29 protein-coding genes are annotated in these 25,369 nt (G+C 60.9%); 23 read left to right on the forward strand and 6 right to left on the reverse strand.

Annotated elements, in window-relative coordinates; all coding sequences use genetic code 11:
• Positions 1-4: 4 nt before the first annotated feature.
• Positions 5-889 (forward strand): metal ABC transporter substrate-binding protein, encoded by an 885-nt coding sequence (locus WA943_RS04040; protein ID WP_424468562.1) that lies wholly within the window; start codon positions 5-7, stop codon positions 887-889.
• Between the two features lie 138 nt (positions 890-1,027).
• Positions 1,028-1,510, forward strand: coding sequence for a GNAT family N-acetyltransferase (locus tag WA943_RS04045; RefSeq protein ID WP_424468563.1), 483 nt, complete (start codon positions 1,028-1,030; stop codon positions 1,508-1,510).
• Positions 1,511-1,512: 2 nt separating this feature from the next.
• Here the strand turns inward: WA943_RS04045 and WA943_RS04050 are convergent, their stop codons facing one another.
• Together WA943_RS04050 and WA943_RS04055 are read right to left on the reverse strand one after the other, a co-directional pair.
• The gene (locus WA943_RS04050; protein WP_424468564.1) at positions 1,513-2,205 is read right to left on the reverse strand and encodes a hypothetical protein; all 693 of its coding nucleotides are present in this window, start codon (positions 2,203-2,205) and stop codon (positions 1,513-1,515) included.
• A gap of 126 nt (positions 2,206-2,331) precedes the next feature.
• Positions 2,332-2,877 (reverse strand): GNAT family N-acetyltransferase, encoded by a 546-nt coding sequence (locus tag WA943_RS04055; protein WP_424468565.1) that lies wholly within the window; start codon positions 2,875-2,877, stop codon positions 2,332-2,334.
• A gap of 346 nt (positions 2,878-3,223) precedes the next feature.
• Between WA943_RS04055 and WA943_RS04060 the strand changes: the two genes are divergently transcribed.
• Positions 3,224-4,138 carry an SDR family NAD(P)-dependent oxidoreductase gene (locus WA943_RS04060; RefSeq protein ID WP_424468566.1) on the forward strand — a complete coding sequence of 305 codons (915 nt, stop codon included), beginning with the start codon at positions 3,224-3,226 and terminating at the stop codon, positions 4,136-4,138.
• Between the two features lie 259 nt (positions 4,139-4,397).
• Here WA943_RS04060 and WA943_RS04065 read toward each other — a convergent pair whose 3' ends face one another.
• A complete protein-coding gene (locus WA943_RS04065) occupies positions 4,398-5,348 on the reverse strand; it encodes a LysR family transcriptional regulator (RefSeq protein WP_424468567.1) in 951 nt (316 codons plus the stop codon).
• 119 nt (positions 5,349-5,467) lie between these two features.
• Between WA943_RS04065 and wrbA the strand changes: the two genes are divergently transcribed.
• The 3 genes from wrbA (at position 5,468) to WA943_RS04080 (ending at position 7,888) form a co-directional block, all read left to right on the forward strand.
• The gene (gene wrbA, locus WA943_RS04070) at positions 5,468-6,076 is read left to right on the forward strand and encodes an NAD(P)H:quinone oxidoreductase (RefSeq protein ID WP_424468568.1); all 609 of its coding nucleotides are present in this window, start codon (positions 5,468-5,470) and stop codon (positions 6,074-6,076) included.
• Positions 6,077-6,175: 99 nt separating this feature from the next.
• Positions 6,176-6,886: a pirin family protein gene (locus tag WA943_RS04075; protein WP_424468569.1), complete on the forward strand. Its 711-nt coding sequence runs from the start codon at positions 6,176-6,178 to the stop codon at positions 6,884-6,886.
• A 12-nt stretch (positions 6,887-6,898) separates the two neighbouring features.
• The gene (locus WA943_RS04080; protein ID WP_424468570.1) at positions 6,899-7,888 is read left to right on the forward strand and encodes a glutathione S-transferase family protein; all 990 of its coding nucleotides are present in this window, start codon (positions 6,899-6,901) and stop codon (positions 7,886-7,888) included.
• A 9-nt stretch (positions 7,889-7,897) separates the two neighbouring features.
• On the opposite strand, the gene WA943_RS04085 is transcribed toward WA943_RS04080, so the two are convergent.
• Positions 7,898-8,260 carry a hypothetical protein gene (locus WA943_RS04085; RefSeq protein WP_424468571.1) on the reverse strand — a complete coding sequence of 121 codons (363 nt, stop codon included), beginning with the start codon at positions 8,258-8,260 and terminating at the stop codon, positions 7,898-7,900.
• 127 nt (positions 8,261-8,387) lie between these two features.
• Here WA943_RS04085 and WA943_RS04090 point away from each other — a divergent pair, with 127 nt between their 5' ends.
• Both WA943_RS04090 and WA943_RS04095 read left to right on the forward strand, forming a co-directional pair.
• A complete protein-coding gene (locus WA943_RS04090; RefSeq protein WP_424468572.1) occupies positions 8,388-9,815 on the forward strand; it encodes an amidase in 1,428 nt (475 codons plus the stop codon).
• A 148-nt stretch (positions 9,816-9,963) separates the two neighbouring features.
• Positions 9,964-11,013, forward strand: coding sequence for a sensor histidine kinase (locus WA943_RS04095; RefSeq protein WP_424468573.1), 1,050 nt, complete (start codon positions 9,964-9,966; stop codon positions 11,011-11,013).
• 8 nt (positions 11,014-11,021) lie between these two features.
• Here WA943_RS04095 and WA943_RS04100 read toward each other — a convergent pair whose 3' ends face one another.
• Entirely contained in the window at positions 11,022-11,471 is a 450-nt protein-coding gene (locus WA943_RS04100; RefSeq protein WP_424468574.1) for an NUDIX domain-containing protein, read from the reverse strand.
• Between the two features lie 170 nt (positions 11,472-11,641).
• Between WA943_RS04100 and WA943_RS04105 the strand changes: the two genes are divergently transcribed.
• The 5 genes from WA943_RS04105 (at position 11,642) to WA943_RS04125 (ending at position 14,993) form a co-directional block, all read left to right on the forward strand.
• On the forward strand, positions 11,642-12,409 hold the full coding sequence (locus WA943_RS04105) for a hypothetical protein (RefSeq protein WP_424468575.1): 768 nt from the start codon (positions 11,642-11,644) through the stop codon (positions 12,407-12,409).
• A gap of 66 nt (positions 12,410-12,475) precedes the next feature.
• The gene (locus WA943_RS04110; RefSeq protein ID WP_424468576.1) at positions 12,476-13,327 is read left to right on the forward strand and encodes a class I SAM-dependent methyltransferase; all 852 of its coding nucleotides are present in this window, start codon (positions 12,476-12,478) and stop codon (positions 13,325-13,327) included.
• A 138-nt stretch (positions 13,328-13,465) separates the two neighbouring features.
• Positions 13,466-13,963, forward strand: coding sequence for a response regulator (locus WA943_RS04115; protein WP_424468577.1), 498 nt, complete (start codon positions 13,466-13,468; stop codon positions 13,961-13,963).
• Positions 13,964-13,974: 11 nt separating this feature from the next.
• Positions 13,975-14,484: a hypothetical protein gene (locus tag WA943_RS04120; protein ID WP_424468578.1), complete on the forward strand. Its 510-nt coding sequence runs from the start codon at positions 13,975-13,977 to the stop codon at positions 14,482-14,484.
• Positions 14,481-14,993 carry a response regulator gene (locus WA943_RS04125; protein ID WP_424468579.1) on the forward strand — a complete coding sequence of 171 codons (513 nt, stop codon included), beginning with the start codon at positions 14,481-14,483 and terminating at the stop codon, positions 14,991-14,993. The genes WA943_RS04120 and WA943_RS04125 overlap by 4 nt, the downstream gene beginning before the upstream one ends.
• Here the strand turns inward: WA943_RS04125 and WA943_RS04130 are convergent, their stop codons facing one another.
• A complete protein-coding gene (locus WA943_RS04130; RefSeq protein WP_424468580.1) occupies positions 14,994-15,809 on the reverse strand; it encodes an alpha/beta fold hydrolase in 816 nt (271 codons plus the stop codon).
• Positions 15,810-16,035: 226 nt separating this feature from the next.
• Between WA943_RS04130 and WA943_RS04135 the strand changes: the two genes are divergently transcribed.
• The 10 genes from WA943_RS04135 to WA943_RS04180 all read left to right on the forward strand — a co-directional run.
• Positions 16,036-17,169, forward strand: a complete 1,134-nt coding sequence (locus WA943_RS04135) for a ferritin-like domain-containing protein (RefSeq protein WP_424468581.1) — start codon at positions 16,036-16,038, stop codon at positions 17,167-17,169.
• A gap of 219 nt (positions 17,170-17,388) precedes the next feature.
• A complete protein-coding gene (locus WA943_RS04140; RefSeq protein ID WP_424468582.1) occupies positions 17,389-18,282 on the forward strand; it encodes a trypsin-like serine peptidase in 894 nt (297 codons plus the stop codon).
• Between the two features lie 147 nt (positions 18,283-18,429).
• Positions 18,430-20,040, forward strand: coding sequence for an acyl-CoA synthetase (locus WA943_RS04145; protein WP_424468583.1), 1,611 nt, complete (start codon positions 18,430-18,432; stop codon positions 20,038-20,040).
• Positions 20,041-20,194: 154 nt separating this feature from the next.
• Complete coding sequence (locus tag WA943_RS04150) at positions 20,195-21,382, forward strand: acyl-CoA dehydrogenase family protein (protein ID WP_424468584.1); 1,188 nt, start codon at positions 20,195-20,197, stop codon at positions 21,380-21,382.
• A gap of 39 nt (positions 21,383-21,421) precedes the next feature.
• Positions 21,422-22,561 carry an acyl-CoA dehydrogenase family protein gene (locus WA943_RS04155; RefSeq protein WP_424468585.1) on the forward strand — a complete coding sequence of 380 codons (1,140 nt, stop codon included), beginning with the start codon at positions 21,422-21,424 and terminating at the stop codon, positions 22,559-22,561.
• Positions 22,562-22,832: 271 nt separating this feature from the next.
• Positions 22,833-23,141, forward strand: coding sequence for a hypothetical protein (locus WA943_RS04160; protein ID WP_424468586.1), 309 nt, complete (start codon positions 22,833-22,835; stop codon positions 23,139-23,141).
• A 183-nt stretch (positions 23,142-23,324) separates the two neighbouring features.
• Complete coding sequence (locus WA943_RS04165) at positions 23,325-23,561, forward strand: AMP nucleosidase (protein ID WP_424468587.1); 237 nt, start codon at positions 23,325-23,327, stop codon at positions 23,559-23,561.
• A gap of 276 nt (positions 23,562-23,837) precedes the next feature.
• A complete protein-coding gene (locus tag WA943_RS04170; RefSeq protein WP_424468588.1) occupies positions 23,838-24,041 on the forward strand; it encodes a cold-shock protein in 204 nt (67 codons plus the stop codon).
• A 190-nt stretch (positions 24,042-24,231) separates the two neighbouring features.
• Positions 24,232-24,678: a VOC family protein gene (locus WA943_RS04175; RefSeq protein ID WP_424468589.1), complete on the forward strand. Its 447-nt coding sequence runs from the start codon at positions 24,232-24,234 to the stop codon at positions 24,676-24,678.
• A 30-nt stretch (positions 24,679-24,708) separates the two neighbouring features.
• The coding region (locus WA943_RS04180) for an MFS transporter (protein ID WP_424468590.1) at positions 24,709-25,369 on the forward strand (661 nt) is incomplete at its 3' end.

The raw sequence follows: 25,369 nt of genomic DNA on the forward strand, positions 1-25,369 counted from the left end.
TGCCATGAAAAAAATCATCGGCCCTCTCGCCCTTGCCTTCACACTGCTGGCAAGCCCGGCCTTCGCAAAGCCGCTGAAGGTCGTCGCAAGTTTCAGCGTCATCGGCGATATCGTGCGTGAGATCGGCGGCGACAAGATCGCCCTCAAGGTTCTCGTCGGCCCCGATGGCGACGCGCATACATTCGAGCCCGCGCCCACGCACGCCAAAGCGCTGCACATGGCGGACCTCATCGTCGTGAACGGCCTCGGCCTTGAAAGCTGGATGGAAAAACTGATCGTCGCCTCCGGCACACCGGCACCCGTCGTCGTTACAAGCCTCGGCATCACACCGCGCCAGATGAATGAAGACGGCAGGATCGTCACCGATCCCCATGCCTGGCAAGACCTTCGCAACGGCATCATCTATGTGCGCAATATCGAGGCGGCACTGAAAAAGGCCGATCCCGCCGACGCGGCATTCTTTCAGGCAAAGGCCGAAGCGCTGATCGCCAGGCTGACCGCGCTCGACGCATGGACGCGCCAACAGATGAGTGCTGTGCCGGGAGAAAAGCGCAAGGTCATCACCACCCATGAGGCCTTCGGCTATTTCGCCGCCGCCTATGGCGTCACCTTCTTCGCGCCCGAAGGCTTGAGCACAGATGCCGAGCCAAGCGCCCGCGCGCTGGCTGCGCTGATCGACCAGATCAAGCGCGAGCACATCAAGGCGCTCTTCATTGAAAACATGACCGATCCGCGCCTGATGAAAATGATCTCGACGGAAACCGGCGCGGAAATGGGCGGCGAGCTTTACTCGGACGCTCTGTCCACGGCGAACGGCCCCGCCCCCACCTATCCCGCCATGTTCGAAAACAACGTCCCCAAGCTGGTCGCGGCCATGGAGAAGAACTGACGCCCGCGACGACATGACACTGGCGAGCGCCGCGCCATGATGTAAAAACCTGCCTCGCGCGCCCTTGCCTGCCATCGGGCACATCCATTTCACGCCGAGCAACGCCCCGTGCCCACCTTGCTTTCAGATTGGCGTCTCATGACGCATGACGACATTGGCCATGTCGATCAGATCGGCCGCATCGTCCATCCGGGCTTTCCCGAAGACATCGCCGTCATGCAGAACCGGCTGGCGCTCTTTCCCGATGGCTGCTTCATAGCCGATGGCGAAGAGGCGCGCCTCGGCTATGCGATCTCGCACCCATCCGTCGTCGGCAAGCCCGCACCGCTCAATACGGTGCTTGGCGCACTCGACCCGCAAGCCGACTGCCTGTTCCTGCATGATGTCGCGCTGACCGAAGCCTCGCGCGGCCTCGGCCTCGGCCGCTCGCTTCTGGACAGGCTGAAGGCCGTCGCCGCGCAGACAGGCTTCTGCCGCCTCGGCCTCGTCTCGGTCAACAACTCGCGCGCCTATTGGCAGGCGCAAGGGTTCGGCATTTATGAAAATGGCGATGAAGCCCTCGCTGCAAAGCTCGCTTCATACGAATCCGATGCGGCCTATATGACGCTCGACCTCGTCTGAGATCAGCGCCAGGCTTCGACGTCGCGATACTTGCGCTGAATGGGCTTCACCAGCTGGTCGCGCTCTTCCGTTTTCCGCGCGACATAAAGCATGCACGCCTCCGCGCCGCCAACATTGAACCTGTCTACAGACGGCAGATCGACGAGTTGCGGATTGTCGGTTATTCCGCAGCCCATCGCGGTGCATCTCGTCGTCTTGAAACCATTGTCTTCATAAAAATCATGAAGCAGCGTCGGGTTCAAATTATAGAAGCCGTGATTGAGCATGTTCATCGGCACGTCGTGGAAAATGAACCCGCCTTCCCTGACGAGCTTCGCGCAATTGAACAGCGCGGTAGCAATATCGAAAACATGCTCCGTCGTGCCACCATCGATGACGACGTCGTATTTTCCGGCGAGCTGCGATGGAATGGGCTCGCCCATATCGTGAATGATTTCGCTGCCCTCATATTTCGTAAAATCGATGACATCGACTTTCACGTTCCCGTAAAGACGGAAGAATGAATCGAGCGTAGGAACAACCGATATGAGCTGCGGATTGCCGCCATGAATGGCGAGCAATTTTTCCCGGTTCGCACGACCGCGCAAGACCGACCGCCAATCGACACCGGGAAAAAATCGATCATAGGCCGCGTCGCTGACGATCACGTCTGCATATGCCAATGACAAGACATTGATCTGTTCGCGAGCCCTCAAGGCCGGGTCCCTGAATATGCCCTCGAGTATCATGAGATCGCCGACAGATATGCCCATAGCCCGCCCTTTGCCGAAAGCCTTCGGTTAACAGAGCGGAAACCTTACGATCGATCCGGTAACAAATTACTAACCGTGTTCGGCCCGAGCTTCATGAACGCTCACATCGTTCGCTGGCAGCGGCTTCGTGATCGGACCATGCGCATGGCCGAAAGCACCGAGGTCCAACTCGCGAAAAAGCAGCCGCCTCAAATCGACCGGTCCCGGCATGGTCAGCCGGCCCGGAGGCACCGGACCGAAACCCACCTTGGAATAGTAAGGCTCATCGCCGACGAGGATGACGAGCTTGTAACCAAGTTCCTTCGCGTCGGCGAGACCGCGCCGCATCATGTTGATACCGACGCCCTGCCCCCGCAGCGCAGGCTCGACCGCCAGCGGCCCGAGCATAAGGCCCGGCACGCCGCCGATCACCACCGGCCAGAAGGTGAGCGAACCGATCAGCCGCCGCTCCGCGCCCTCGCCCATGAAGGCGACATAGGAAAGTTCGGGCACGGCGCTATTGCCCTCACGCAGCCGTTGCGCGGTCTTGGCGTAGCGGCCAGGGCCGAAGGAAAGGTCGAGAAGAGCGTCGATGGCAGCCGCGTGTTCGGGCCGTTGGTGTTCGATATCAAACATGGGATCGTCTTTCGGACGGAAGATCATGAGCCTGAATGGTGGGAGGCATCCGCCGCAAGGCCCACACGGAGCACATCAGGCCCCGGGCAAACCCCATGCGCAACGGCGCGCCTGGCCGAGAGCCTCGCGGCCCTCGAACCCCATTCGTCGTCGCTGAATCGAAAGACACGCCATGGCCAAACCCTGCTGGGCTCCGAAAGATCCATACCGAACGCCAGCCCGATAGCATGCGCCCGACCCAACGTAAAGCACTAGCTCCGCGCGCCAATCGTTAAAAGGCTGGAAAGCCCTGCCTCCCATCGGCTAGCTTGCCCTCAAATCCAAACATGAAGCAGGGAGAACGGTCATGGGACTTCTCGAAGGCAAGGTAGTGCTGGTCACGGGTGCCGCAGGCGGCATCGGCAAGGAATGCGCGATGATCGCAGCGGCGCAGGGCGCCAAAGTGGTCGTCAACGATCTGGGCGGCAGCGTCAAAGGCGGCGACGAAGGCAATGCCTCGGCAGCCCAGAAGACCGTCGACGAAATCAAGGCTGCAGGCGGCGAAGCGGTTGCGAACTCCGACAGCGTTGCCCTGAAGTCCGGCGCGCAGAACATGATCACCCAGGCGCTCGACACTTTCGGCGGCCTCCACTCGATCATCAGCCCGGCAGGCATCCTGCGCGACGGCATGTTCCACAAGATGCCCGACGAAGACTGGGACCAGGTGCTCGAAGTGCATCTGAAGGGCAGCTACAACATCACCCGCGCCGCCATCAATCACTTCCGTGAGCAGCAGGAAGGCAGCTTCGTCCTCTTCACCTCGACGAGCGGTCTCATCGGCAATATCGGCCAGGCGAACTACGCCGCCGCCAAGATGGGCATTGCCGGTCTGTCGCGCATCATCGCCATGGAAGGCGCGGCAAAGAACGTGCGCTCCAACATCATCGCGCCCTTCGCCTGGACGCGCATGATCGCCACCATTCCGGTGAAGGACGAAGCCTCGGCAAAGCGCGTCGAGCGCATGAAGAATGCGATGCGCGCCGAACAGGTCGGCAACTTCGCCGTCGCGCTCGCCGCTCCGAGTTGCAACGCCAACGGCCAGATCTTCGCCGTGCGCGGCAACGAGCTGGTGCTCTTCTCCCAGCCCCGCCCGGTCAAGAGCGTCGCCCGCATCGACGGCTGGACGCCCGAAACCATCCTCACCCACGCCTTCCCGGCGATGGAAGGCGGCTATACCGACCTCGGCGCGACCTCGGCGGTCTTCACCTGGGAACCTGTGTAAGGTTTGTATTTTATCCCTCATGCCCCGACTTGATCGGGGCATGTCGGATATAGGAACTGGACATCAAGACGGCGGCACCCATATAAGTGCCGCCGTTTGCTTGTCAGGAGGTTCCGATGGCAATTCGAAAGAAAGCGCCGCCCAGGCCGATCAATGTGGCGGCAAGGTCTCTGGGCGACCGCAAGTTCGCTCAGCGGGTCGTCAAAAACAAAAAGACCTACGACAGAAAAAGGCGCGACGCCGAAGGGCTCGCGCCTTTTCATTTGCCCGCGGCCTTCTTGCCCTTCGCCTTGTTCTCGCCATTGAGCCAGCGTGCCTTGCCCGGGCCGAACTCTTCCACCGCGAAATCCACAAACGCCCGAACCTTGGCCGACAAATGCTGCGTATGCGGATAGATTACATGCAGCGTCAGCGGCTCCGGCTCCCATTCTTCCAACACCGCGACAAGCGCGCCGCTACGCAAGGCGTCGGCGCACAGGAATAGCGGCGCGACGCTGAGCGCCTGCCCGGCCATCAGAACGCCCTCCATCACATCGGCATTGTTCGACAGAAAGGCGCCCTTCACCTCGACCTGAAAGAACTTGCCGCCCGGCTCGCGGAACGCGACGATCTCCGGCCGCGCCGCCACCGAGTAGAGGTTGAAGGCATGCTGCGCGAGATCGCGAGGATGTTTGGGAACGCCATGCGCCTTGAAATAATCCGGCGTGCCGACAATCACGCGACGCACAGGCGCAAGCTGCCGCGCAATGAGGCTTGAATCATCAAGCGTCGATATGCGCAGGCTTACATCAAACCCTTCTTCGAGCAGATCGACCCGCCGGTCATTAAGCACCAGCTCGACGGTGAGTTCGGGATAGCGCGCGAGAAACTTCGGCATGACCGGCCCAAGCTCGCGAATGCCGAACGTCATCGGCGCATTGACGCGTAGCTTTCCGCGCACCGCACCTTCAATGCAATTGGCGTCGCGCTCGGCTTCAGCCGCCTCCGCAACGATGCGCGAGGCGCGCTCGAAAACGACCGTCCCGGCTTCGGTAAGGCTGAGTTTGCGCGTCGTGCGGTTCAGAAGCCGCACATGAAGCGCGTCTTCCAGCTCCGAAATCTGGCGGCTGACCATGGATTTCGACAGCTTCAGCGCTTCTGCCGCCGCCGTGAAACTCCCCAGTTCGACAACCTTGGCGTAGATGGCGAAGGCGTTCAGATCAAGGACCATTTGTTGCTCCATCAAGAACAATCTGTTCCAAAAAACATGAATTGTTTCGCTACGAGAAGCAAATAGATTTGATCCACGAAATTGATTTGCCCCATCGGGGCTTTCTTCTGGAGGGTTATATGTCTGCCAATACGCGCGTTCTGGTGCTCTATCACAGCTCATGGGGCCATATTGAAAAGATGGCCGAAGCGGTCGCCGAAGGCGCACGCTCCGAAGCTGGCGTTGATGTCGACATCAAGCGCGTACCGGAAACCATGCCTGCGGAAATGATGGCGCAAGCCCATATGAAGGTCGATCAGAAGGCGCCCGTCGCGACGCCTGACGAACTCGCCAATTATGATGCGATCATTTTCGGCACGCCCACCCGCTTCGGCAATATGTCAGGCCAGATGCGCAACTTCCTCGACCAGACCGGCGCGCTCTGGGCAACCGGCAAGCTGATCGGCAAGGTCGGCAGCGTCTTCACCTCGACGGGCACCGGCATTGGCAATGAGTCTACAATCCTGACGACGCATGTAACGCTGCTGCATCAGGGCATGGTCATCGTCGGCGTGCCTTTCGGCGCACCGGGCATCGGCGATATTTCGGAAGTGCATGGCGGCTCGTTCTACGGTGCCGGCACGATCGCAGGCTCGGACGGTTCGCGCCAGCCGAGCGAAGTGGAACTCGGCATGGCGAAGTTCCAGGGCGCGCATGTCGCACGCATCGCAAAAAAGTTGAAGAACTGAACTGGTTTCGCGGGGCGATTGATCCGCTCCGTACCCGGCCAGCGGCTTCCCCTCCCCCCGTGTCGCTGGCCGGGAGAATTCTTGAAAGGAGCGAATAAAATGATCGACGTCAGACCTCTCGAAAGTCTCGGCGGAGCCGATCACGGTTGGCTCAATGCAAAGCATCATTTCTCCTTCGCCGACTATCACGATCCGGCCCGCATGGGCTGGGGTCCCTTGCGCGTCTGGAATGACGACCGCATCCAGGGCGGCACGGGCTTCCCGCCCCATGGTCATCGCGACATGGAAATCATCACCTATGTCCGCAAAGGCGCGGTCACACATCGCGATCACCTGAACAATGAAGGCCGCACGGTCGCGGGCGACGTTCAGGTCATGTCGGCAGGCACGGGCATCCAGCACGAGGAATGGAACCTCGAAAAGGATGACACAACGCTTTTCCAGATCTGGATCGAACCCCGCGAAAAGGGCATCCGTCCGCGCTGGGAGGCAGCGACCTTCCCGAAATCCGACCGCAAGAACCAGCTTGTACAGCTTGCAAGCGGAAAGCCCGATGCGCCGGCCGAAGCGCTCTACATCGCGCAGGATGCGTCGATCCTCGGCGCAACGCTTGATGACGGCCAGGAGGTCACGCTCGATCTCGCACCCGGCCGCCTCGCCTATCTCGTGCCTGCAAAGGGCAGCGTCACCGTCAACGGCGTCGCCGTGCCCGAGCGTGCAGGCGCCGCAATCAAGGGCGAGGAGCGTCTCGTCATACGGGCTGCGGGCGATGCGGAAATTCTGCTCGCCGACCTGCCGCCTCACGCATAAGGAACAGACATCATGGGACTGCTCGTCGAAGGCAAATGGCAGGACAAATGGTATGACACCGGCAAAACTGGCGGGCGCTTCGTCCGCCAGGATGCCGCCTTCCGCAACTGGATAACGTCCGACGGTTCAGCCGGGCCGACAGGCGAAGAAGGCTTCAAGGCCGAAGCAGGCCGCTACCATCTCTATGTCTCGCTCGCCTGTCCCTGGGCGCATCGCACCTTGATCTTCCGCAAGCTGAAGCGACTGGAAGATAAAATCTCGATCACGATTGTCGATCCGCTGATGCTGGAAGAAGGCTGGACGATCACCGGCAATTTTCCGGGCACGCTGCCCGATACGGTGAACGGCAAGACGCGCTTGCACGAAATCTACAGTCTCGCAAAACCCGACTATACGGGCCGCGTCACCGTGCCCGTACTCTGGGACAAGACGCGCAGCACAATCGTCTCGAACGAATCCGCCGACATCATCCGCATGCTCAACTCGGCCTTCAACCGCCTCGAAGGCGTGAACGCGACGCTCGATTTCTACCCCGAAAAACTACGACCCGAAATCGACCGCATCAACAAGGTCGTCTATGACGGCATCAACAACGGCGTCTACAAGGCGGGCTTTGCAACGACGCAGGCCGCATATGAAGACGCTGTGACGGCTCTTTTCGACGAACTGGATTCTGTCGAAGCGCGCCTTGCCTCACAGCGCTATCTCGCAGGCGAGCGCCTCACGGAAGCCGACTGGCGTCTCTTCACCACGCTGGTGCGGTTCGATGCCGTCTATCACGGCCACTTCAAATGCAACCTGCGACGCATCGCCGACTATCCGAGCTTGTGGAACTACACGCGCGAGCTTTATCAGGTGCCGGGTATCGCAGACACAGTGAACCTCGATCACATCAAGCATCACTATTACGCAAGCCACCGGACGATCAATCCGACCGGCATCGTTCCATTAGGACCGATCATCGACTTCACCGCGCCGCATGATCGCGCGCTTATGAGCTGAGCGGCACCGCTAATGTTTCACAAACCTGCTGACGGCAACCATGCTGCGGTGGTCGTCATAGCGGTCCATCGGATTGAGGCTCCAGTGAAAAGCCTTGAGCGCAGGGCTTCCATTCTGGCGAACGTCGAGATCGACGCCGGACGTGACGCAGAAATTCTGCGAATGCCGCGAACGGCGAAAATCGCCGCAGAACCGCACCGACTTGCGCAGCAACCCCAGTTGCTCGTCATTGAGGCGGGAAAGCGATGCCTCGTCATGCGGCAGCGCCGCCACGTCGAAGTCTTCCGCGGCAAAGGCCGCAATCGGAATGGCCGGTCCGATTGCCGACAGAGCCAGGACGGCTGAGAAAATAAAAGCGCTTCCTTTCATCATCTCCTCCTCAATCCACAACCGCCCCTTGGGACAATCTTGCTCCCTCTTTCCAACAAAACGCTAGCCGCCTTGCTTTCGCTCCGTAGAATGAAACGAAGAAAACAACAAATTCGAGGGAGATGGCGAGATGGCGGGTTTTGCGGATTACGACAAGTATGATGGCCTCGGTCTGGCCGAACTCGTCGCCAAGGGCAGCGTAAAGCCTGAAGAGCTGCTCGATGAAGCCATCGCCCGCACCGAAAAGCTCAATCCGAAAGTCAATGCCGTCGTCCTGAAGCATTACGACGAAGCCCGCGCCCAGATCGCGCGCGGCCTTCCCGAAGGGCCTTACAAGGGCGTGCCCTTTCTGCTGAAAGACCTGCACCTCCTTCTCGACGGCACGATCACGAGCTTCGGCTCGGCGGCCTTCAAGACCAATATGGCCGATCATAATTCGACGCTGACCGACCGCTACCTCGCTGCCGGTCTCGTCATTTTCGGCAAGACCAACTCACCCGAATTCGGCCTCTCGCCGACGACCGAACCGCGCCTCTATGGGCCGACGCGCAATCCATGGAATCTCGGACACTCCGCAGGCGGCTCGTCAGGCGGCGCAGCGGCAGCCGTGGCTGCCGGGCTCGTTCCGGTTGCCAATGCGAGCGACGGCGGCGGCTCGATCCGCATTCCGGCCGCAGCTTGCGGATTGTTCGGCATGAAACCCACGCGCGCACGCACGCCCATGGGCCCCGATCGTGGCGAAGGCTGGGGCGGCATGTCGATCTCCCATGTCGTCTCGCGCTCGGTGCGCGACAGCGCCGCCATGCTCGACGCGACGCACGGCGCCGCCGATGGCGACCCCTATGCGGCGCCCGCCGTTACACGGTCCTTCCTGCAGGAAGCATCGACCGCGCCGGGCAAGCTCCGCATCGCCTTCTCGGCAAAGCGCCCGGATGGAACCCTTTGGCACAAGGAAGTTGTCGCTGCCGTGGAAGCGACGGCGAAACTTCTCGCCGATCTCGGTCACGAGGTCGAGGAAGCCGCGCCTGAAATCGATCCCGGTGAAATGGGCAACCATCAGGCGGCGATCATCGGCGGCAATATCGCGCTGACGGTCCGCCAGCGCGCCGCGGCCCTGGGCCGCGAGCTGACGGAAAACGACATCGAAAAATTCACGCTGCTCGTCGCCGATGTCGCCAAGACCCGCTCCAGCGCCGATTACGCCGAAGCGATGCTCTACATTCACCAGATGGGCCGCAAGATGGCGAAGTTTCACAATCGCTACGACGTCTATCTCTCGCCGACGCTCGGCACACCGCCGATCCCGCTCAAGCATCTCGATACGATGACGAGCGACATCGGCACCTATATGCGGCACAGCGCCGAATACGTGCCCAATATCGGCGTCTACAACATGACCGGCCAGCCCTCCATGTCGATGCCGCTCGCATGGAGCGCGGATGGCCTGCCGCTCGGAATGATGTTCACCGGACGGTTTGGCGACGAGGCGACACTCTTCCGCCTCGCCGGACAGATCGAACAGGCTCGTCCGTGGGGAGATAAGCGGCCCGTTCTCTAACGCGTATAATCCCAACCTTTTGCCTATCCTTCGTGCTATCTTTCAAAAAGCAGCATTGCGACGGACTTCCGTTCGAGCCGCTCAAGCGTAAAGTTCGCCACTGGCGGACATGCGCTCCGCGAAGCCGCGGTCGCCGAAGGATAGGCAAATGTCCACCATAGCAAGACAATCCGAGGCTGCGCTGAGCCTGTCTCGCGCTCTCATGAACACGTCTCACCTGCCCTTATTGCTGTTTGATGGCGATTTGCGTGTTGTTTGCGCCACGCGCTCCTTCTGCTCGATCTTCGACATGCATCCCGACCAGACCGACGGTCGTTCGCTTGATGAACTCGGCAAGGGCGAATGGGACATGCCGCAATTGCGTCTCCTTCTGGAGAACGCGCTCACCGACGGGTCCGAGATGGGGGACTACGAGACGGAGCTCGAGCGCCCCGGCCTCCCCCCTCGCAGGCTGATCCTGCATGTGCAAAATCTCGTTTATGACGACGAGACGAATGCGCGGATTTTGCTCACCATAAATGACGTGACAAATGTTCGTCATACGGAGCAAATGAATGTCACGCTCCTTCTGGAGAAAGACAACCTGCTGCGCGAACGCGACATCCTGCTTCAGGAAATGCAGCACCGGGTCGCAAACAGCCTCCAGATCATCGCCAGCGTCCTGCTGCTGAAAGCGCGCACGGTGAAGTCGGAAGAGACACGGCTTCACCTGCAGGACGCCCATGACCGCGTCATGTCGGTCGCCGCCGTACAGCAACATCTGCAGGCAAGCCTTGGCGATGTCGATGTCGGCCCCTATCTGAGCAAGCTCTGCGAAAGCCTCGCCTCCTCAATGATACGGGAAAACCGCCCTCTCACGCTCGAGGTGATCGCCGATAAAGCGTCGATCAGTTCGCATGACGCCGTCAGCCTCGGCCTGATTGTCACCGAGCTCGTCATCAATGCGCTGAAACATGCGTTCCCCGATGGTGTTGGTGGCCTGGTGATCGTCCGCTATGAAGTCGACGCCTCGGGATGGACGCTTTCTGTCACCGACGATGGTATCGGCAGGCCGCTGCCCTCCGCCGCCACGAAGGTCGGCCTCGGCACGAGCATCGTCGAAGCGCTGGCCAAGCAGCTCGGCGGCCATGTCGTGATCTCAAGCGCCAATCCCGGCGCAAAAATCTCGATCATCAACACGCCGCAAGCCGCTTCATAGATTCTGGCCTACCAGTATTCAGGTGGCGCAACCCCTTCCATAACCTCGCGGATGCGAGCCCGTGTTGCCGTCGTCGTGCCCTCCGGCAAGTCATCCGGGCTGAAAAAACCCGTCTCGGCAATTTCGAGGCTCTTGCGCGACACGCGCTCATAGCTGCCCGGCCCGACGACGAAGAGCGCGATATGGTCCGACTTGAATTCACGAAAATTCGCATAGACGCCCACAAGCCGGGGCTTCTCGGCATCGCTCGCAACGATGATGCCCGCCTCCTCGTCGATCTCCCGAATGACAGCTGCCTGCAATGTCTCGCCCCGGTCGACGCCGCCGCCCGGCAGATACCAGCCGGGCGTGTAGGTGTGCCGCACCAGCAGCACGCGGCCCTCGGCGTCGCGGACAAGACCGCGCGCGCCCATGGTCAAAGGCCGAGTGAAGCGCCAATAGATGCGCGCCATAGGCATTAACAATTTCAGCAGAGATCTGGGGATTCGTTCCATCATTCTCCGACTTTATCAGATGAAACAGGAACGGCAGCTTTTGCGCGCGGCGATCTTTAGAGTGCATCAACGAATGGGAGCTTAATTTCGCGCCTTAAGCCTTTGATTCACGCATCCGACGGGCCATCAGACAAATGCGTCTTTCTTCCCTGCTGAAGCGGCGCCGGAAAACCAAGCGGACGCCCCCGCCTCCGGAAGCGCCCCGCGTCTCCCGCAGCGCGGTCGCCCGCGCCTTGCGCCATTCGGCTGTGGCCTCCTCCTATCGTTCGGCCGCCGAACTCGGCATGCGCATCGCAACAGCCCTCTCCACGATCGAGACCGCCGTGCTCGCCATTGATGCGGTGAACGATCATCTGCGCGAAGGCGCAAACCTCGTCGCAGGCGCGGCCAAATCCGACAATCTCGGGCGCCGCGCGCTTCTGGCCGGACGCTACGACGATGTGCGCGCCGAAATCGACGCCGCCGTCGGCTCCGCCGCGCATAACCGCATAAACCTCATCAATGGCTGCCTGATCGGCGGCCAGCATGCGACGTTCGACATTCCACTCGACTATGAAGGCCGCTCGGGCATCGCCATCGCCGTGGTCAATCTGACGACCGGCGAAGGCGGGCTTGCACTTTCGCCGCCCCGTTCCGCCTTCGCGGAAGACGCAGAAATCGCGACAATTCTGGGCGAGATCGACGCGGCGCAAAGCCGGATCGCCGAAGTCAGTATGCGTTTTTCCGACCATGCGGCGCTGATTGCCGACCGCCTTGGCCGCCTCCAGGAACTCGCAGGCGCCAAACCCATCGAATCCCACCTGCCCACAGGGGCCGACACCCTGCTGCATGGCACAAGCAACGACGCCCAGCCGCTGGACCTCGATATCCTCGAAACCGTCGAGCCTCTTGGCGAGAAGTGATTTTTCTCCCATCTTGGAGCTGCCGCTCTACCCCTTCGGGAAAAGCGTGCAATTCAGGAGGCGAAAATGAGCGACGCGAACGCTGAACAGATCGAAGCCTGGAACGGCGCGATGGGTGCGAAATGGGTCCGCTATCAGGACCGCCTCGATCGCATGCTGACGCCCTTTGGAAACGCGCTTCTCAAAGCAGCGACCATCAGCCCCGGCCAACGCATCATGGATATCGGCTGCGGCTGCGGCGCGACGACGCTTGAGGCGGCGGCACTGACCGGCGCGGAGGGCCGCACGCTCGGCGTCGATATTTCACTCCCCATGATTACCCGCGCCCGGGAACGCAACGCCGCGCGCGGCCTTTCCGCCGCCTTCAGCGTTGCCGACGCCTCGCAGCATGATTTTGGTCCCGATGCATTCGACCTGATGATTTCGCGCTTCGGCATCATGTTCTTCGACGATCCGGTCTCGGCTTTCAGCAATCTGCGTAACGCCCTGACGAAGAACGGTCGCCTTGCATTTGTCTGCTGGCGGGGGATGGCCGAAAATCCGTGGCTATCCGCGCCGATGCGCGCCGCCCTGCCCCTGCTGCCGCCTTTCGAGCCGACGCCGCCGGACGCACCCGGACCTTTCGCCTTTGCCGATAGCGATCGCGTCACCGGCCTTCTCAGCGATGCAGGCTTTCGCGACATAAAGGCGACGCCATTCGACGCCAAACTTGTCCTCGGCGTGCCTGAAGGCAACCCGCTCGAAGAAGCGCTTGCCCAGTCGCTTGAAATCGGGCCGCTCTCGCGCCTTCTCACCGAAGCGCCGGACGATCTTCGCGCCCGTGTCACCGATGCGGTGCGCGCCGAGCTTGCCAAACATCTGACGGCGGACGGCGTCGCCCTCAATGGCGGGGCCTGGATATTCACGGCGCGAGCATGAAACGGGCGTTTCTTTTCAACGCATAAGCGCGCCGTACCGCTTCCCGGTACAAGAATTTTAAGACCTTCCCGATAGTCTTTCGGCGAGCACATTCTGGCGCGTGGGGCGCCGGACATGCTGTGCTTGTCGGGGGGAAACATGGCTCGATCAGTTTTCGAGACATTGACGGTACTTGCAGTCGATGACAGCAAGTACATGCGTAAATTGCTAGAGGAACTTCTCCGCGTGCTTGGCGTCGGCCACATATATGTGGCGGCTGACGGCGAAGAGGCATGGTCCTACTACCTTCAGCACAAACCCGATCTCGTCATCACCGACGCCGCCATGGAGCCGACAGACGGCTTCGCGCTTGCAAGCCGCATGCGCGCCGCCGACAGCCGCGACATTGGACGCATCCCCATCATCATGGTGTCCGCCCATAGCGAATTATCCGCCGTGGAAAAAGCGCGCGATATCGGCATCACCGATTTTATCTGCAAGCCCCTGTCGCCCCGCCTGCTTTATGAACGCCTCGTCGTCGCTGTGAACCGCCCGCGCGATTACGTCGAGAGTGTGAGCCTCGCGAAATCCGACATGCCGCGCAACGACATGACTTTCGATGGCGCGGCCATGTCAAACAACATCGCCCTTATCTGAGAGAGACAATCATGAGTGACCCTTTCAGATCGCAGAACTCAAACGGCGTCGACGCGCGTTTCATTCGCCTGCCCTCCATTGCCGAACGCAAGCTCGGGCCGGATTACGTCGCGCCCATTCGGCTCGATCCGCGCCTGCTCGACCAGATGCAGCGCACGATCAAGGAACTCTCCGCGAAATATGCCGAAACCCTGTCGGCGCAAATCGACCAACTGCCGCCGCTGATCGGCCGCGCCTGTGCGGGCATTGCGGAAGCGCGCGGCCAGCTCTACGCCATCGCGCATGATGTGCGCGGCCTTGCAGGCACCTTCGGCCATCCCATTGTCGGCAGCTTCGCCAAGTCGCTCTGCGGCTATATGGAGACGCGCTCGAACCTCGACACGACCATCGTCGGCTTTCACGTCGAGGCCATGCGCGACGCGCTGGACGATCCGCAGCCGGATGCGAGCCTCGCCCATGAGACGCTGCGCTCCCTCGAACTGCTGATCGATGCGACGGGTGGCGAAAGGTCCGTCGGATGACACAGCTCCCGCCGTCACGCGACACAGAACTTTTCGCAGGGCTGAAAGTTTTGCTGGTCGAAGACAGCGGCGAGATGCGCAGACTGCTGGTCGCGCTGCTGGAAGCCATCGGAATCGGCGAAATCATATGCGCGGCAGACGGCCATACGGGCCTGAAACTTTTCGTCGAACGCGCGCCGGACATCGTCATCACCGATGGCGCAATGCATCCAATGGACGGCTATGAAATGACGCGCGCGATCCGCGCCATGCGCAAACCCGACGATGCGCCGGGACAAGGCAGCGACATTCCCGTGCTGATGCTGTCGGGTCATGTGGGGCCGGAAATCATCGCCCGTGCGCGCGACGAAGGCGTCACCGATTACATCGTGAAGCCGGTAACGCCCATGCTGCTCTATGAACGCCTGATCGCGGCGATTGCGAGACCTGCCCATATCGTCGAAACGCCGACCTATCGCGGCCCCTCGCCGACGCGCCGCCTCGTCGCTCGCGAGGCGGACAACGGCTGATCAGCCCGTCACGTCATCGAGGAAACGGCCAAGCAGCGGATTGACGCGCGACGCATCCTCCCAGAAGGGCATATGCGCCAGCCCTTCGAGAATATGCACCTTGCGATCCCATAGATTGCTGTAGGCCAGCGTCTTCAGAAAAGCATTATTGACGAAAGGCTCCTTCTCGCCGGAGACGACCGCCAGCGGCTGCGTTGCTGTTTCGGCAATATCGCGTCCATCGAGGTCGAGCCCCGCAATCGCCGATTGCAGCATCAGCGAGCGGAAGCGCCCATCGGCACGCACAGCCGCTTCAACCATCCATGGCAGCAGCTCGACATTCTCGCCCATGCCATGCTGCGCATGACGGCGTGCTTCCTCAGGCGTGAAGCTCTCCTTGAAGGTGAGATCCTGCAGCGACGGCAAGAACGCCTCGCCCATATCTGCCGCGCCTGCGGGCGGCGTGCCGGTGATCCATGCCGCCACCGTGCCGGGCCAGCGCACCATCATCTCGAGCGCCGCATGTCCGCCAAGCGACCAGCCGACGATGACCGCGCGATCGATGCGAAGCGCATCGAGAAGAGCGATGGCCGCATCCGCAAAACCGTGAATTGAATAGGTGAGCGCCGGGTCAGGCGCATTCGAACTCGCGCCATGTCCCGGCAGGTCGAAGGCGATCATCCGGTAGCTAAGCCCCAATTCGCTGACGAGCTGGCGACCGAATACTTCCTTGCAGGAGGAGTTGCCGTGAATGAAGAGAACGACCGGCCCCTCGCCCCCTGTATCGACCCAGGCAAGCTTCCCATGCGCTGTCTCGGTAAACCCTGTTTTCAGCATCCCGCTCCCCGTTTTCGGCCGATTTTGGTGTTCAGACTATCATTTTCATCGCCCCGCACACCTGCAAAAGCGCAGATTTCCGCGACGTTCCAATCCGCGTGAATCAAAAATGACAGAGGCGTCATTATTTTTTGCATCTGTTAATCCTTGGCGCTATATTTATTGGGATGAGGCTGGCCAGCCCCCGGCTCTGTATGAATCTCTCGAATCGGCTCTGGGAGGAGACATGACGAAGATCGACACGAATATTACGGTTGACGCTGCCTATGAGGCCGTCGCCCCGAACGATTTCCCCGCGATGATGGAAGTTGACCGCTACAACAAGCGCTCGACCGCCTTCGACAAAATCATCTCCGCGACCCATGACCATTTCTGGGATCCGCTGGACACCAAGTACATCGACTTCTCCGCGCCCTTCGACATGGAGAACGAGTACCTCATCGACCCGAGCCAGAACACCGATCTGAAAACTGCCGTCGGCGAAAAGCTCGACGAGAAGCAGAAGATCAAACTGGTCAATCTCGACGTGCAATGGGGCCTGTCCTCGATCCTGCATGGCGAAGCCGGCGCACTGGCGCTCTCCGCCTCGCTCTGCCACATCCTGAAAGATCCGGGCGCGCAGGAATACGCTGCCAACCAGACACGCGAAGAAGCCCGCCACGTCGCCGGTTTTTCCCGCTACATTCAGGCGCGCTGGGGCAAGCCCGTTAAGGTCGGTCCCGCCCTCGGCGATGTGCTGACCGATCTGGTCACGACGCCTCTCGTCTGGAAGAAGATCGTCGGCATGCAGATGCTGGTCGAAGGCCTCGCCATGGGCGCCTTTGCGACCTTCTACAAGGTCAGCCGCGACCCGCTGATGGTGAAGCTGATGCAGCTCGTCATGACGGACGAAGCCTTCCATCACAAGTTCGGCAAGATCTGGGCCGACCGCACGATCCCGAACATCAACCCGGCCGAGCGCGACGCGATCGAAGACTGGGCCTGGCACATTTTCGAAGTGCTGCTCTACAACCTCGGTTCGCCCGAGCAGAAGAAGCACATCTACGCCGCTGTCGGCCTCGAATGGGAATGGGTGCAGGGCGCATTCATGGAAGCCCTGACCGATGCCAATATCCGCAAGGAAATGCAGGAGACGACGAACATCTTCCGTGTTCTGATCAAGACGCTCCTCAAGGCAGGCATCATCACCAGCCGCACCTCGGCCAACTACGCGGCCTTTATCGACATGCGCGAACTGCACCTCGAAGGCGACCGCATGGTCGGCGACGACATCGCGGAAGAAGGCATCAAGTACCTGCTCCAGCTCAACGGCCAGGGCAACCGCAACTACTCGCTCGACAAGATGTCGGCAGCCGAATAAGCGCGTTTCATTAAATGCAAAAGGGCGGCACTCGCGGGTGCCGCCCTTTTTGTTTGCCGTCATTGCGAACGCAGCGAAGTAATCGAGAGCCGCATCTTCATTGGCCTCGTCCTTCGAGACGCCGCTGCGCGGCTCCTCAGGATGAGGGGCGCCACGCCCGCCCCCGAATGTGCTAGGCTACATACTCGTACGGAGTTCTGGTTCTCGGGCAGAGGGCACATGAACCTTCACCGCGCGGCGTGGCTTCAGTTGACATGGATCGCGGCCGGGGCCGTGGCGCTCGCGCTGCTATATGCCTCTTATGCTCATGCAAATATCTTCGGCAAAGACGACCGCCGCTTGCTAACCGATGCGGACAAGCTCTCCGCCGTCGGCCTCATCGTCTGCAAAGACACGACGCGCCGCCCGACAGCCGCCCTCGTAGCACCGCATGGATCACGCCGCCGCGACATCATCATCACCGTCGCACACGCCTTTCTCAGCCGCGACGACAAGCGATTGGCGCCATGCGAATTCTGGCCGGGCGGCCGCGACGATGACGCAACGCCCATCGCCTTCACTCTGCTGGGAACGGCAAGACCCGACGACGCGTGGAATGAGGACTGGGCCGTCGCCATGCTTGTCCGCAACGCCCCGCAGAAATATCAGCCGCTCGAGCCGCTCGTCATGCGGCCGGAAGAGGCCGACGCGCTCCGGGAAGACGGCGCGAAGTTTCTGCTCGCCGGCCATAACGGTGAAATTGGCCCGCTGATGGTCTCGGAACATTGCGGCCCGATGCGCAAGGTGAACGCCGACATCAACCGCTTCGACGCCCGCGCCTTCAATCATGATTGCGACATGATGCCGGGCTGGTCCGGCGGCCCGCTGATGATCGAGATAAACGGCCAGCCATTCGTCATTGCCGTCAACGCGACGGAACTGAACGCATTGGTGACGCAAGTGGGCGAAACCTATAGCGGCATTTACAACGCCAACACTGCAGTGCGCATCGACGGCCCGTTTTTCGACGCCATTTTGCACCTTGCCCGTAACGGCTATCCCGAGCGGCCATTTGCGGGAAAATCCACATGCGTAGTGTGGATGCCCGACCCTATCGAGCCGAAACGCTGCTGACATATTTGAAAGCTTGAGCCTCGGGGCCCGGGGGCGGCGCGCAGGACTGCGATACGTGACGCGCCTGATTTTCAATGTAATATACCGGCAATCACAAATCTGGCCGTCTCAGGCCGATAAAATCAAAAGACTTCTGGGAGAAACGTGATGCCTTGGAATTTCGGCGACATTCTCGATGCCATTTCGCCCGTGCTGCCGCAGGACTCGCCGGCGCTCATACACGGCACACGCCGCATTACCTGGGGCGAGATGACGAAGCGCAGCAACAATCTTGGCCGCGCACTCATCGAACGCGGCGCGAAGCCCGGCGACAAGCTGGCCTTCTACATGCGCAACCGCCCCGAATATATGGAGCTGCTCGCCGCCGCCTATAAAGCGCGCCTGACCCATGTGAACGTCAACTATCGCTACAAGGCCGACGAAGTTTTCTACATCTTCGACAACTCCGATGCGCAGACGGTCGTTTACGGCAGCGAGTTCCGCGACATCATCGAACAGATCCGTCCACGTCTCACCAAGGTCCAGACCTGGGTTGAAGTGAACAATGGCGGCGAGATCGCGCCCTTTGCAGAGCGCTATGAAACGCTGGCGACGACGGGATCGGGCGAACAGATCGACATCAAACGCTCGCCCGACGACATGCTCTTCATCTATACCGGCGGCACCACCGGGATGCCCAAGGGCGTGATGTGGACGCATAACGATCTGCGCGAAGTCCAGCTCGCCGCGCTGCGCCGCCTCGGCCCGGTGCCGGAAACGCTGCCCGCGCTCATCGAAGCGATCAAGCTTGTCGGCCCTGCCGGCCCGATGATCCCCGCCTGCCCGCTGATGCACGGCACGGGTCTTCTGACCGCCAATGGAAACATGCTGTCCGGTGGCTGCGTCGTCACGCTCGATAACCAGTCGCTCGACCCCCATGAGCTTTGGGCCGCCGTCGATCGCAACAAGGTCCAGCAGGTCGCCATCGTCGGCGACGCCTTCGCAAAGCCGATGCTTCGCGCGCTCGAAGAACGGCCTATCTACGATCTCTCCAGCATCGTGACGATCATCTCGTCGGGCGTCATGTGGTCGACGGAAGTGAAGCGCGGCCTGTTGAAATACATGCCCAACGCGATCATGACCGACAGCTTTGGCGCGTCGGAAGCCGTCGGCCTCGGCTCCTCGCTGATGACGAAAGACGGCGAAATCGCCACCGCCAAATTCCAGATCGGCGAGCGCTGCAAGGTGTTCGACGAAAATGACGAGCCGGTTGTTCCCGGTTCCGGCAAGCCGGGCTTCATCGCACTGGGCGCGCCGATCCCGGTCGGCTACTACAAGGATGCGGAAAAGACCGCCAAGACCTTCCGCACGGTTGGCGGCGAGCGCTACTCGATCCCCGGCGACTGGTGCACCGTCGAGCCGGACGGCACGCTGACGCTTCTCGGCCGCGGCTCCGCCTGCATCAACACGGCGGGCGAAAAAGTCTATCCCGAAGAAATCGAAGAAGCGCTGAAGACCCACCCGGCAGTCGAAGACGCACTCGTCGTCGGCCTGCCCGACGAAAAATGGGGCCAGTCCGTCACCGGCATCGTCAAGATCGCGCCCGGTCAGCAATTCGACGAAGAACAGCTCCGCGCCCATGTCCGCGCGCAGCTCGCGGGCTACAAGACGCCGAAACGCATCCTCATCGGCACCGCAGTCGCCTTCCGCGCTGCAAACGGCAAGGCCGACTACAAGACGGTCACCGCCTTCGCCAAGCAGGAACTCGGCGTCGCCTGATACAGTGGCGGAGAAGCGCATTGGCGTTTCTCCGCCGCTTTCGCCTGCTTACGACCAATGCAATTGCATGAATGGACAATTGCGCGAGCCTCCTCGCTTGATATGTTGTCGCAACTGCAATTGAAGCCCGCATTCAAGTACGAGGACATGCCGCATGGAACCGATTGAGAAGTTCCGCCAGGAAACGCGCGAGTGGCTGGAGGCGAATTGCCCGCCTTCCATGCGCACCCCGATGCCCGAGGACGAGACACCCTGGGGCGGTCGCAACGCCAGATGGAAAAACCCGGAATCGAAACTGTGGCTCGACCGCATGGCGAGCCGCGGCTGGACCGCGCCGACATGGCCCAAGGCTTACGGCGGCGGCGGGCTGACCAAGGAAGAAAACCTCGTACTCGGGCAGGAGCTGCGCCGCATCAAGGCGCGCCAACCCCTGTCGAGCTTCGGCCTCTGGATGCTTGGGCCCGCCCTTCTCGAATATGCGAACGAAGACCAGAAAAACGAATTCATCCCGCCGATCGTGCGCGGTGAAATCCGCTGGTGCCAGGGCTATTCCGAGCCGGGCGCAGGCTCCGACCTTGCAGGCCTGCAAACAAAGGCCGAGGACAAGGGCGACCATTATCTGGTCAACGGCCAGAAGATCTGGACCTCCTACGCCGACAAGGCCGACTGGATTTTCTGCCTCGTGCGCACCGACAGCACGAAGAAGCATGACGGCATCAGCTTCCTTCTCTTCGACATGGCATCGCCCGGCGTCGAAGCCCGCCCGATCTCGATGATCTCCGGCGCATCGCCCTTCTGCGAAACCTTCTTCACCGATGTGAAGGTACCGAAGAAAAATCTCGTCGGCGAATTGAACAAGGGCTGGACGATTGCCAAGCGCCTTCTCCAGCATGAGCGCGACATGATCTCCGGCATGGGCCTCGGCTCCGGCGTCGGCTCGAGCGCGAGCCTCGAAAGCCTCGCCAAGGATTACTTCGGCGAGACGAACGGCAAGGTCGCAAGCGCGGCGTTGCGCGAGCACATCGCTCAGCAAAAAATGGACGGCAAGGCCTTCGCGCTGACGCTTCAGCGCACGGCCGAAGAAGCCAAGGCCGGTCAGGGCATGGGCGCCGCCTCGTCGATCTTCAAATATTACGGGACCGAGCTCAACAAGCGCCGCTACGAGCTGATGCTCGAAATTCTCGGCACGCAGGGGCTCGGCTGGGAAGGCGAAGGCTTCACGCCGAACGAGATTGGCATCACGCGGTCATGGCTGCGCTCGAAGGGCAATTCGATCGAAGGCGGCACGTCTGAGGTGCAACTCAATGTCGTGGCCAAGCGCGTGCTTGGCCTGCCCGACTGAATTCCCGCGCAATCAAACAAACATAAGAGTTCAAGTCCGATGGCATTGGTACTGACCGAGGAACAACAGCTTCTGCGCGATACGGCAACGCAGTTCTTTCAGGAACGCGTCCCCGTCGCCAATCTGCGCAAGCTTCGCGATACGCATGACGCAACCGGCTTTGATCGCGGCGTCTGGAAAGAAATGTCCGATCTCGGCTTTGCCGGCATCCTGACGGCGGAAAAATACGGCGGCTCCGATTTCGGCCCCGTCGGCCTTGGCCTCGTGCTTGAACAGGCAGGCCGCACGCTCGCCGCAAGCCCGCTCGTCTCGACCGTTCTGCTTGGCGGCTCCGCCGTGCAGCTTGCAGGCAGCGCAACGCAGCGCCAGGAAATTCTCTCCGCCATCGCGGCGGGCGAAACCGTCATCGCCCTCGCGCTCGAAGAAGGCGCACACCACAACCCGAACCACATCGCAATGCGCGCAAAACCCGAAGGTGCTGCCTATCGCATCACGGGCAAAAAAACCTTCGTGCTGGACGGCCATGTCGCCGACTGTCTGATCGTCGCGGCCCGCACATCCGGCGCCGACAACGACAAGTCCGGCGTCACGCTGTTCCTCGTCGACCCCAAGGCGCAGGGCGTCACGATCACGCGCACACTGATGGTCGACAGCCGCAACGCTGCCAACATCGCCTTCGACAATGTCAGCGTTTCGACCGATGCCGTGCTGGGCTCGGTCGATGGCGGCAATGACGTGCTCGAACAGGTGCTCGACATCGCCCGCATCGGCCTTGCGGCTGAACTGCTCGGCCTTGTGCAGGAAGTTTTCGACACGACCATCGACTATCTGAAAGAACGCAAGCAGTTCGGTGTCGCGATCGGCTCCTTCCAGGCATTGAAGCATCGCGCCGCCGACATGTTCGCCGAGATCGAGCTTTGCCGCTCCGTCGTCCTCGACGCGCTTTCCGCGCTCGAAGCACGCCGCAACGACGTGCCCCAGATCGCAAGCCTCGCCAAGGCCCGCCTTTCGGAAACCGCGCGCCGCGTGACGAATGAAGGGCTGCAAATGCGTGGCGGCATGGGCATGACCGATCAGTTCGACATCGGCCTCTACATGAAGCGCGCCCGCGTGGCCGCCGCCACCTTCGGCGACGCCAACTTCCACCGCGACCGCTACGCGACGCTGGAAGGCTTTTGATTGCTACGACCCCACACCCGTCATGCGCGGGCTTGACCCGCGTATCCACGTCTTCCTTCTCTCACACGCAGAAAAGAAAGACGTGGATGGCCGGATCAAGTCCGGCCATGACGAACGGCGATAAACGGGGAATATTGAGCCGAAATTGAGCTAATATCCCCCATCTCCATAATCTCGCCTCGATTTCATGTTGCCTTCCTTGACACCTTGGGACGCGCGGTATCTCCTCTGCGGACCCAGATTGTTGAGAAACAGAATCGGAGTAACACCTATGCGCAAAATCACCATCGCCGCTGCCCTTGGCGCTGCCGGCCTTATGATTGCAGCGGTTCCCGCTTCCGCTCTCTCGAGCTATCAGGTCCAGACCGACGGCGGCGCGAACTTCGACGGTTCGCCGAGCAACACGACCACGAATAGCGGCTTCTCGATGACGACGAGAACCAGCAAGGAAGACCCGATCACCGGCCTCCCCATTGCACCGGGCACGGCAAATTTCGGGGCGACCAGTTCAAGCCAGCCGGACCTGTCCCGCGACATGAACTGGCAGGGCACGGGCTACTATCTCCGCCCCAACAACTAGAACGCCAGCGCCGCAGCGCGGTGCCTCTCGGACATGAAACAAGCGCGATGCAACACATCGCGCTTTTTCTTTGAGAACCGCCCGCGCCACCCCTCTTACTCGACAAACAAACGCCCTCGCCGCATACTGCGCCCGCGTGGCCGTCCACGCTTCTTACCGCCCCTTTCAAGGACCGATACCGGCATGGCTGACGAGACGAAAACCAGCGATCCCGAGCGCATCACCGTGCTCGCCAAAGACTTCACGCCAGCGGCCATGGAGTTTCATCGTCGCAACATGAGCGAGAAGGGCTACCGCATGGAAGGCCAGATCGTTCAGCGCAAGTTCCAGATGATCGAGGGCCTCGGTGCGCCGAAAGAGTTGTTCGACGGCGAGCTTTTCTATGCCGTCACCTTCGTGCGCAAAGGCATCGAGAAGTAGGCATACCTCTTGAGGGTATCCGTTCAGACCGTCAGGATTTCGCTAGTACCGACAAGAACTTGGCGCCGTTGCGCTGGGTATTACGTCGCGTAAAGCGGCCTAAATACGGTTGACTCTCCCGATTTAATCCTGTCAGATTTCTGAGCAATCGCATTTTGGCCTGCCTTGGCTGCTCTGCCCTTCGGGCCAATCAAGACACTTCCCAAAATCAGGTTGTCATCCGCCGCGCGATGGGAGCGTGGTTATTTCCGCACGCAAGTGCGCAAGGAGACGAATATGGCTACTGGTACTGTGAAGTGGTTCAACGCGCAAAAGGGCTACGGCTTTATCCAGCCGTCGGACGGCGGACGTGATGTGTTCGTGCACATCAGTGCCGTCGAACGTGCGGGCCTCAGCTCGCTGAATGAAGGCCAGAAAATCAATTACGAGCTCGTGACCGAAAAGGGCAAGACCTCGGCCGCAAATCTCACGGTTGCATAAGGCTAAGGCCAGCGACTGAAATTCTTGGCCGGGCCCAGCGCCCGGCCATTTGCGTTTCTGGCACCCAGCCTCGCCCCTACCCCCTCCGGCCAGTGCCCCACACAGGTCTTCATTCCTGATGCGAAGAGGTGCAAGGTTTGCGGCCCGATCGCCTCGTGCTCATCAGGAAACACATCGAGGGAGGAAAGCCATGACCGGCAAAGCGAATAAGGTTGGTGTCTACCTCTGCGCCAAGGGCGCTGCCGACGCCATCGAGTTCTACAAGAAAGCCTTCGGCGCTGTCGCAACGGGCCCGCGCATTCTCGATCCGAAAAATCGCATCGGCCACGCCGAATTCACCATCGGCGATACGCTGCTGATGATTTCAGACGAGCATCCGGAGGCGGGCATATTGAGCCCGCAATCGCTCGGCGGCACACCCATCGCACTCACTCTCTATGTGGACGATGCGAGAGCCGTCTACGACCGCGCCGTCGCCGCAGGCGCAACCCCATTGCGCCCTGTCGCCGACCAGTTCTACGGCGAGCGCTCCGGACAGGTGACAGACCCCTTCGGTTTCCGCTGGACCGTTACCCAGCACATCGAAGACGTCTCGCCTGAAGAAATGCAGAAGCGCGCCAAGGCTCTCTACGGCTAGGCTATCGCAATCGGCAAGGGCGGAAGCGCGATGAAGGCGACAACCACGAAGAAGGCCATGGCCTTCATCTTCGTCACCATCCTCATCGATTCAATCGGCCTCGGCATCATCCTGCCGGTGCTGCCGCAACTGATCGAAGACCTGACAGGCGAAGGCCTGAGCGAGGCCGCGCGTTACGGCGGCTGGCTTTTGTTCATCTACGCGCTGGCGCAATTCATCTGCTCACCGATCATAGGCAATCTCAGCGACCGCTTCGGCCGGCGCCCTGTCCTGCTTCTCTCGCTCACCGCCATGGGCCTCGACTACATATTGATGGGCTTTGCCCCCACCATCATCTGGCTTTTCATCGGTCGCCTCATCTCCGGCATTTGCGGCGCAAGCTACTCGACCGCCAATGCCTATATCGCCGACGTCACGCCGCCGGAAAGCCGCGCGCAAAGTTTCGGCTTGATGGGCGCAGCCTTCGGCCTTGGCTTCATCATCGGCCCGGTCGCCGGCGGTTTCCTCGGTGAATTTGGACCGCGCGCGCCCTTCTTCGCTGCCGCAGGCCTCGCGCTCGCAAATGCGCTTTATGGCTATCTCATCATTCCCGAAACGCTGCCGCCCGAACGCCGCCGTGCTTTCTCATGGGCGCGTGCCAACACGATGGGCGCCTTCGCACATTTGCGCGGTATACCCGCCGCCGCCATGC

It is taken from the genome of Parvibaculum sp. (assembly GCF_049651025.1).
Classification (GTDB): domain Bacteria; phylum Pseudomonadota; class Alphaproteobacteria; order Parvibaculales; family Parvibaculaceae; genus Parvibaculum.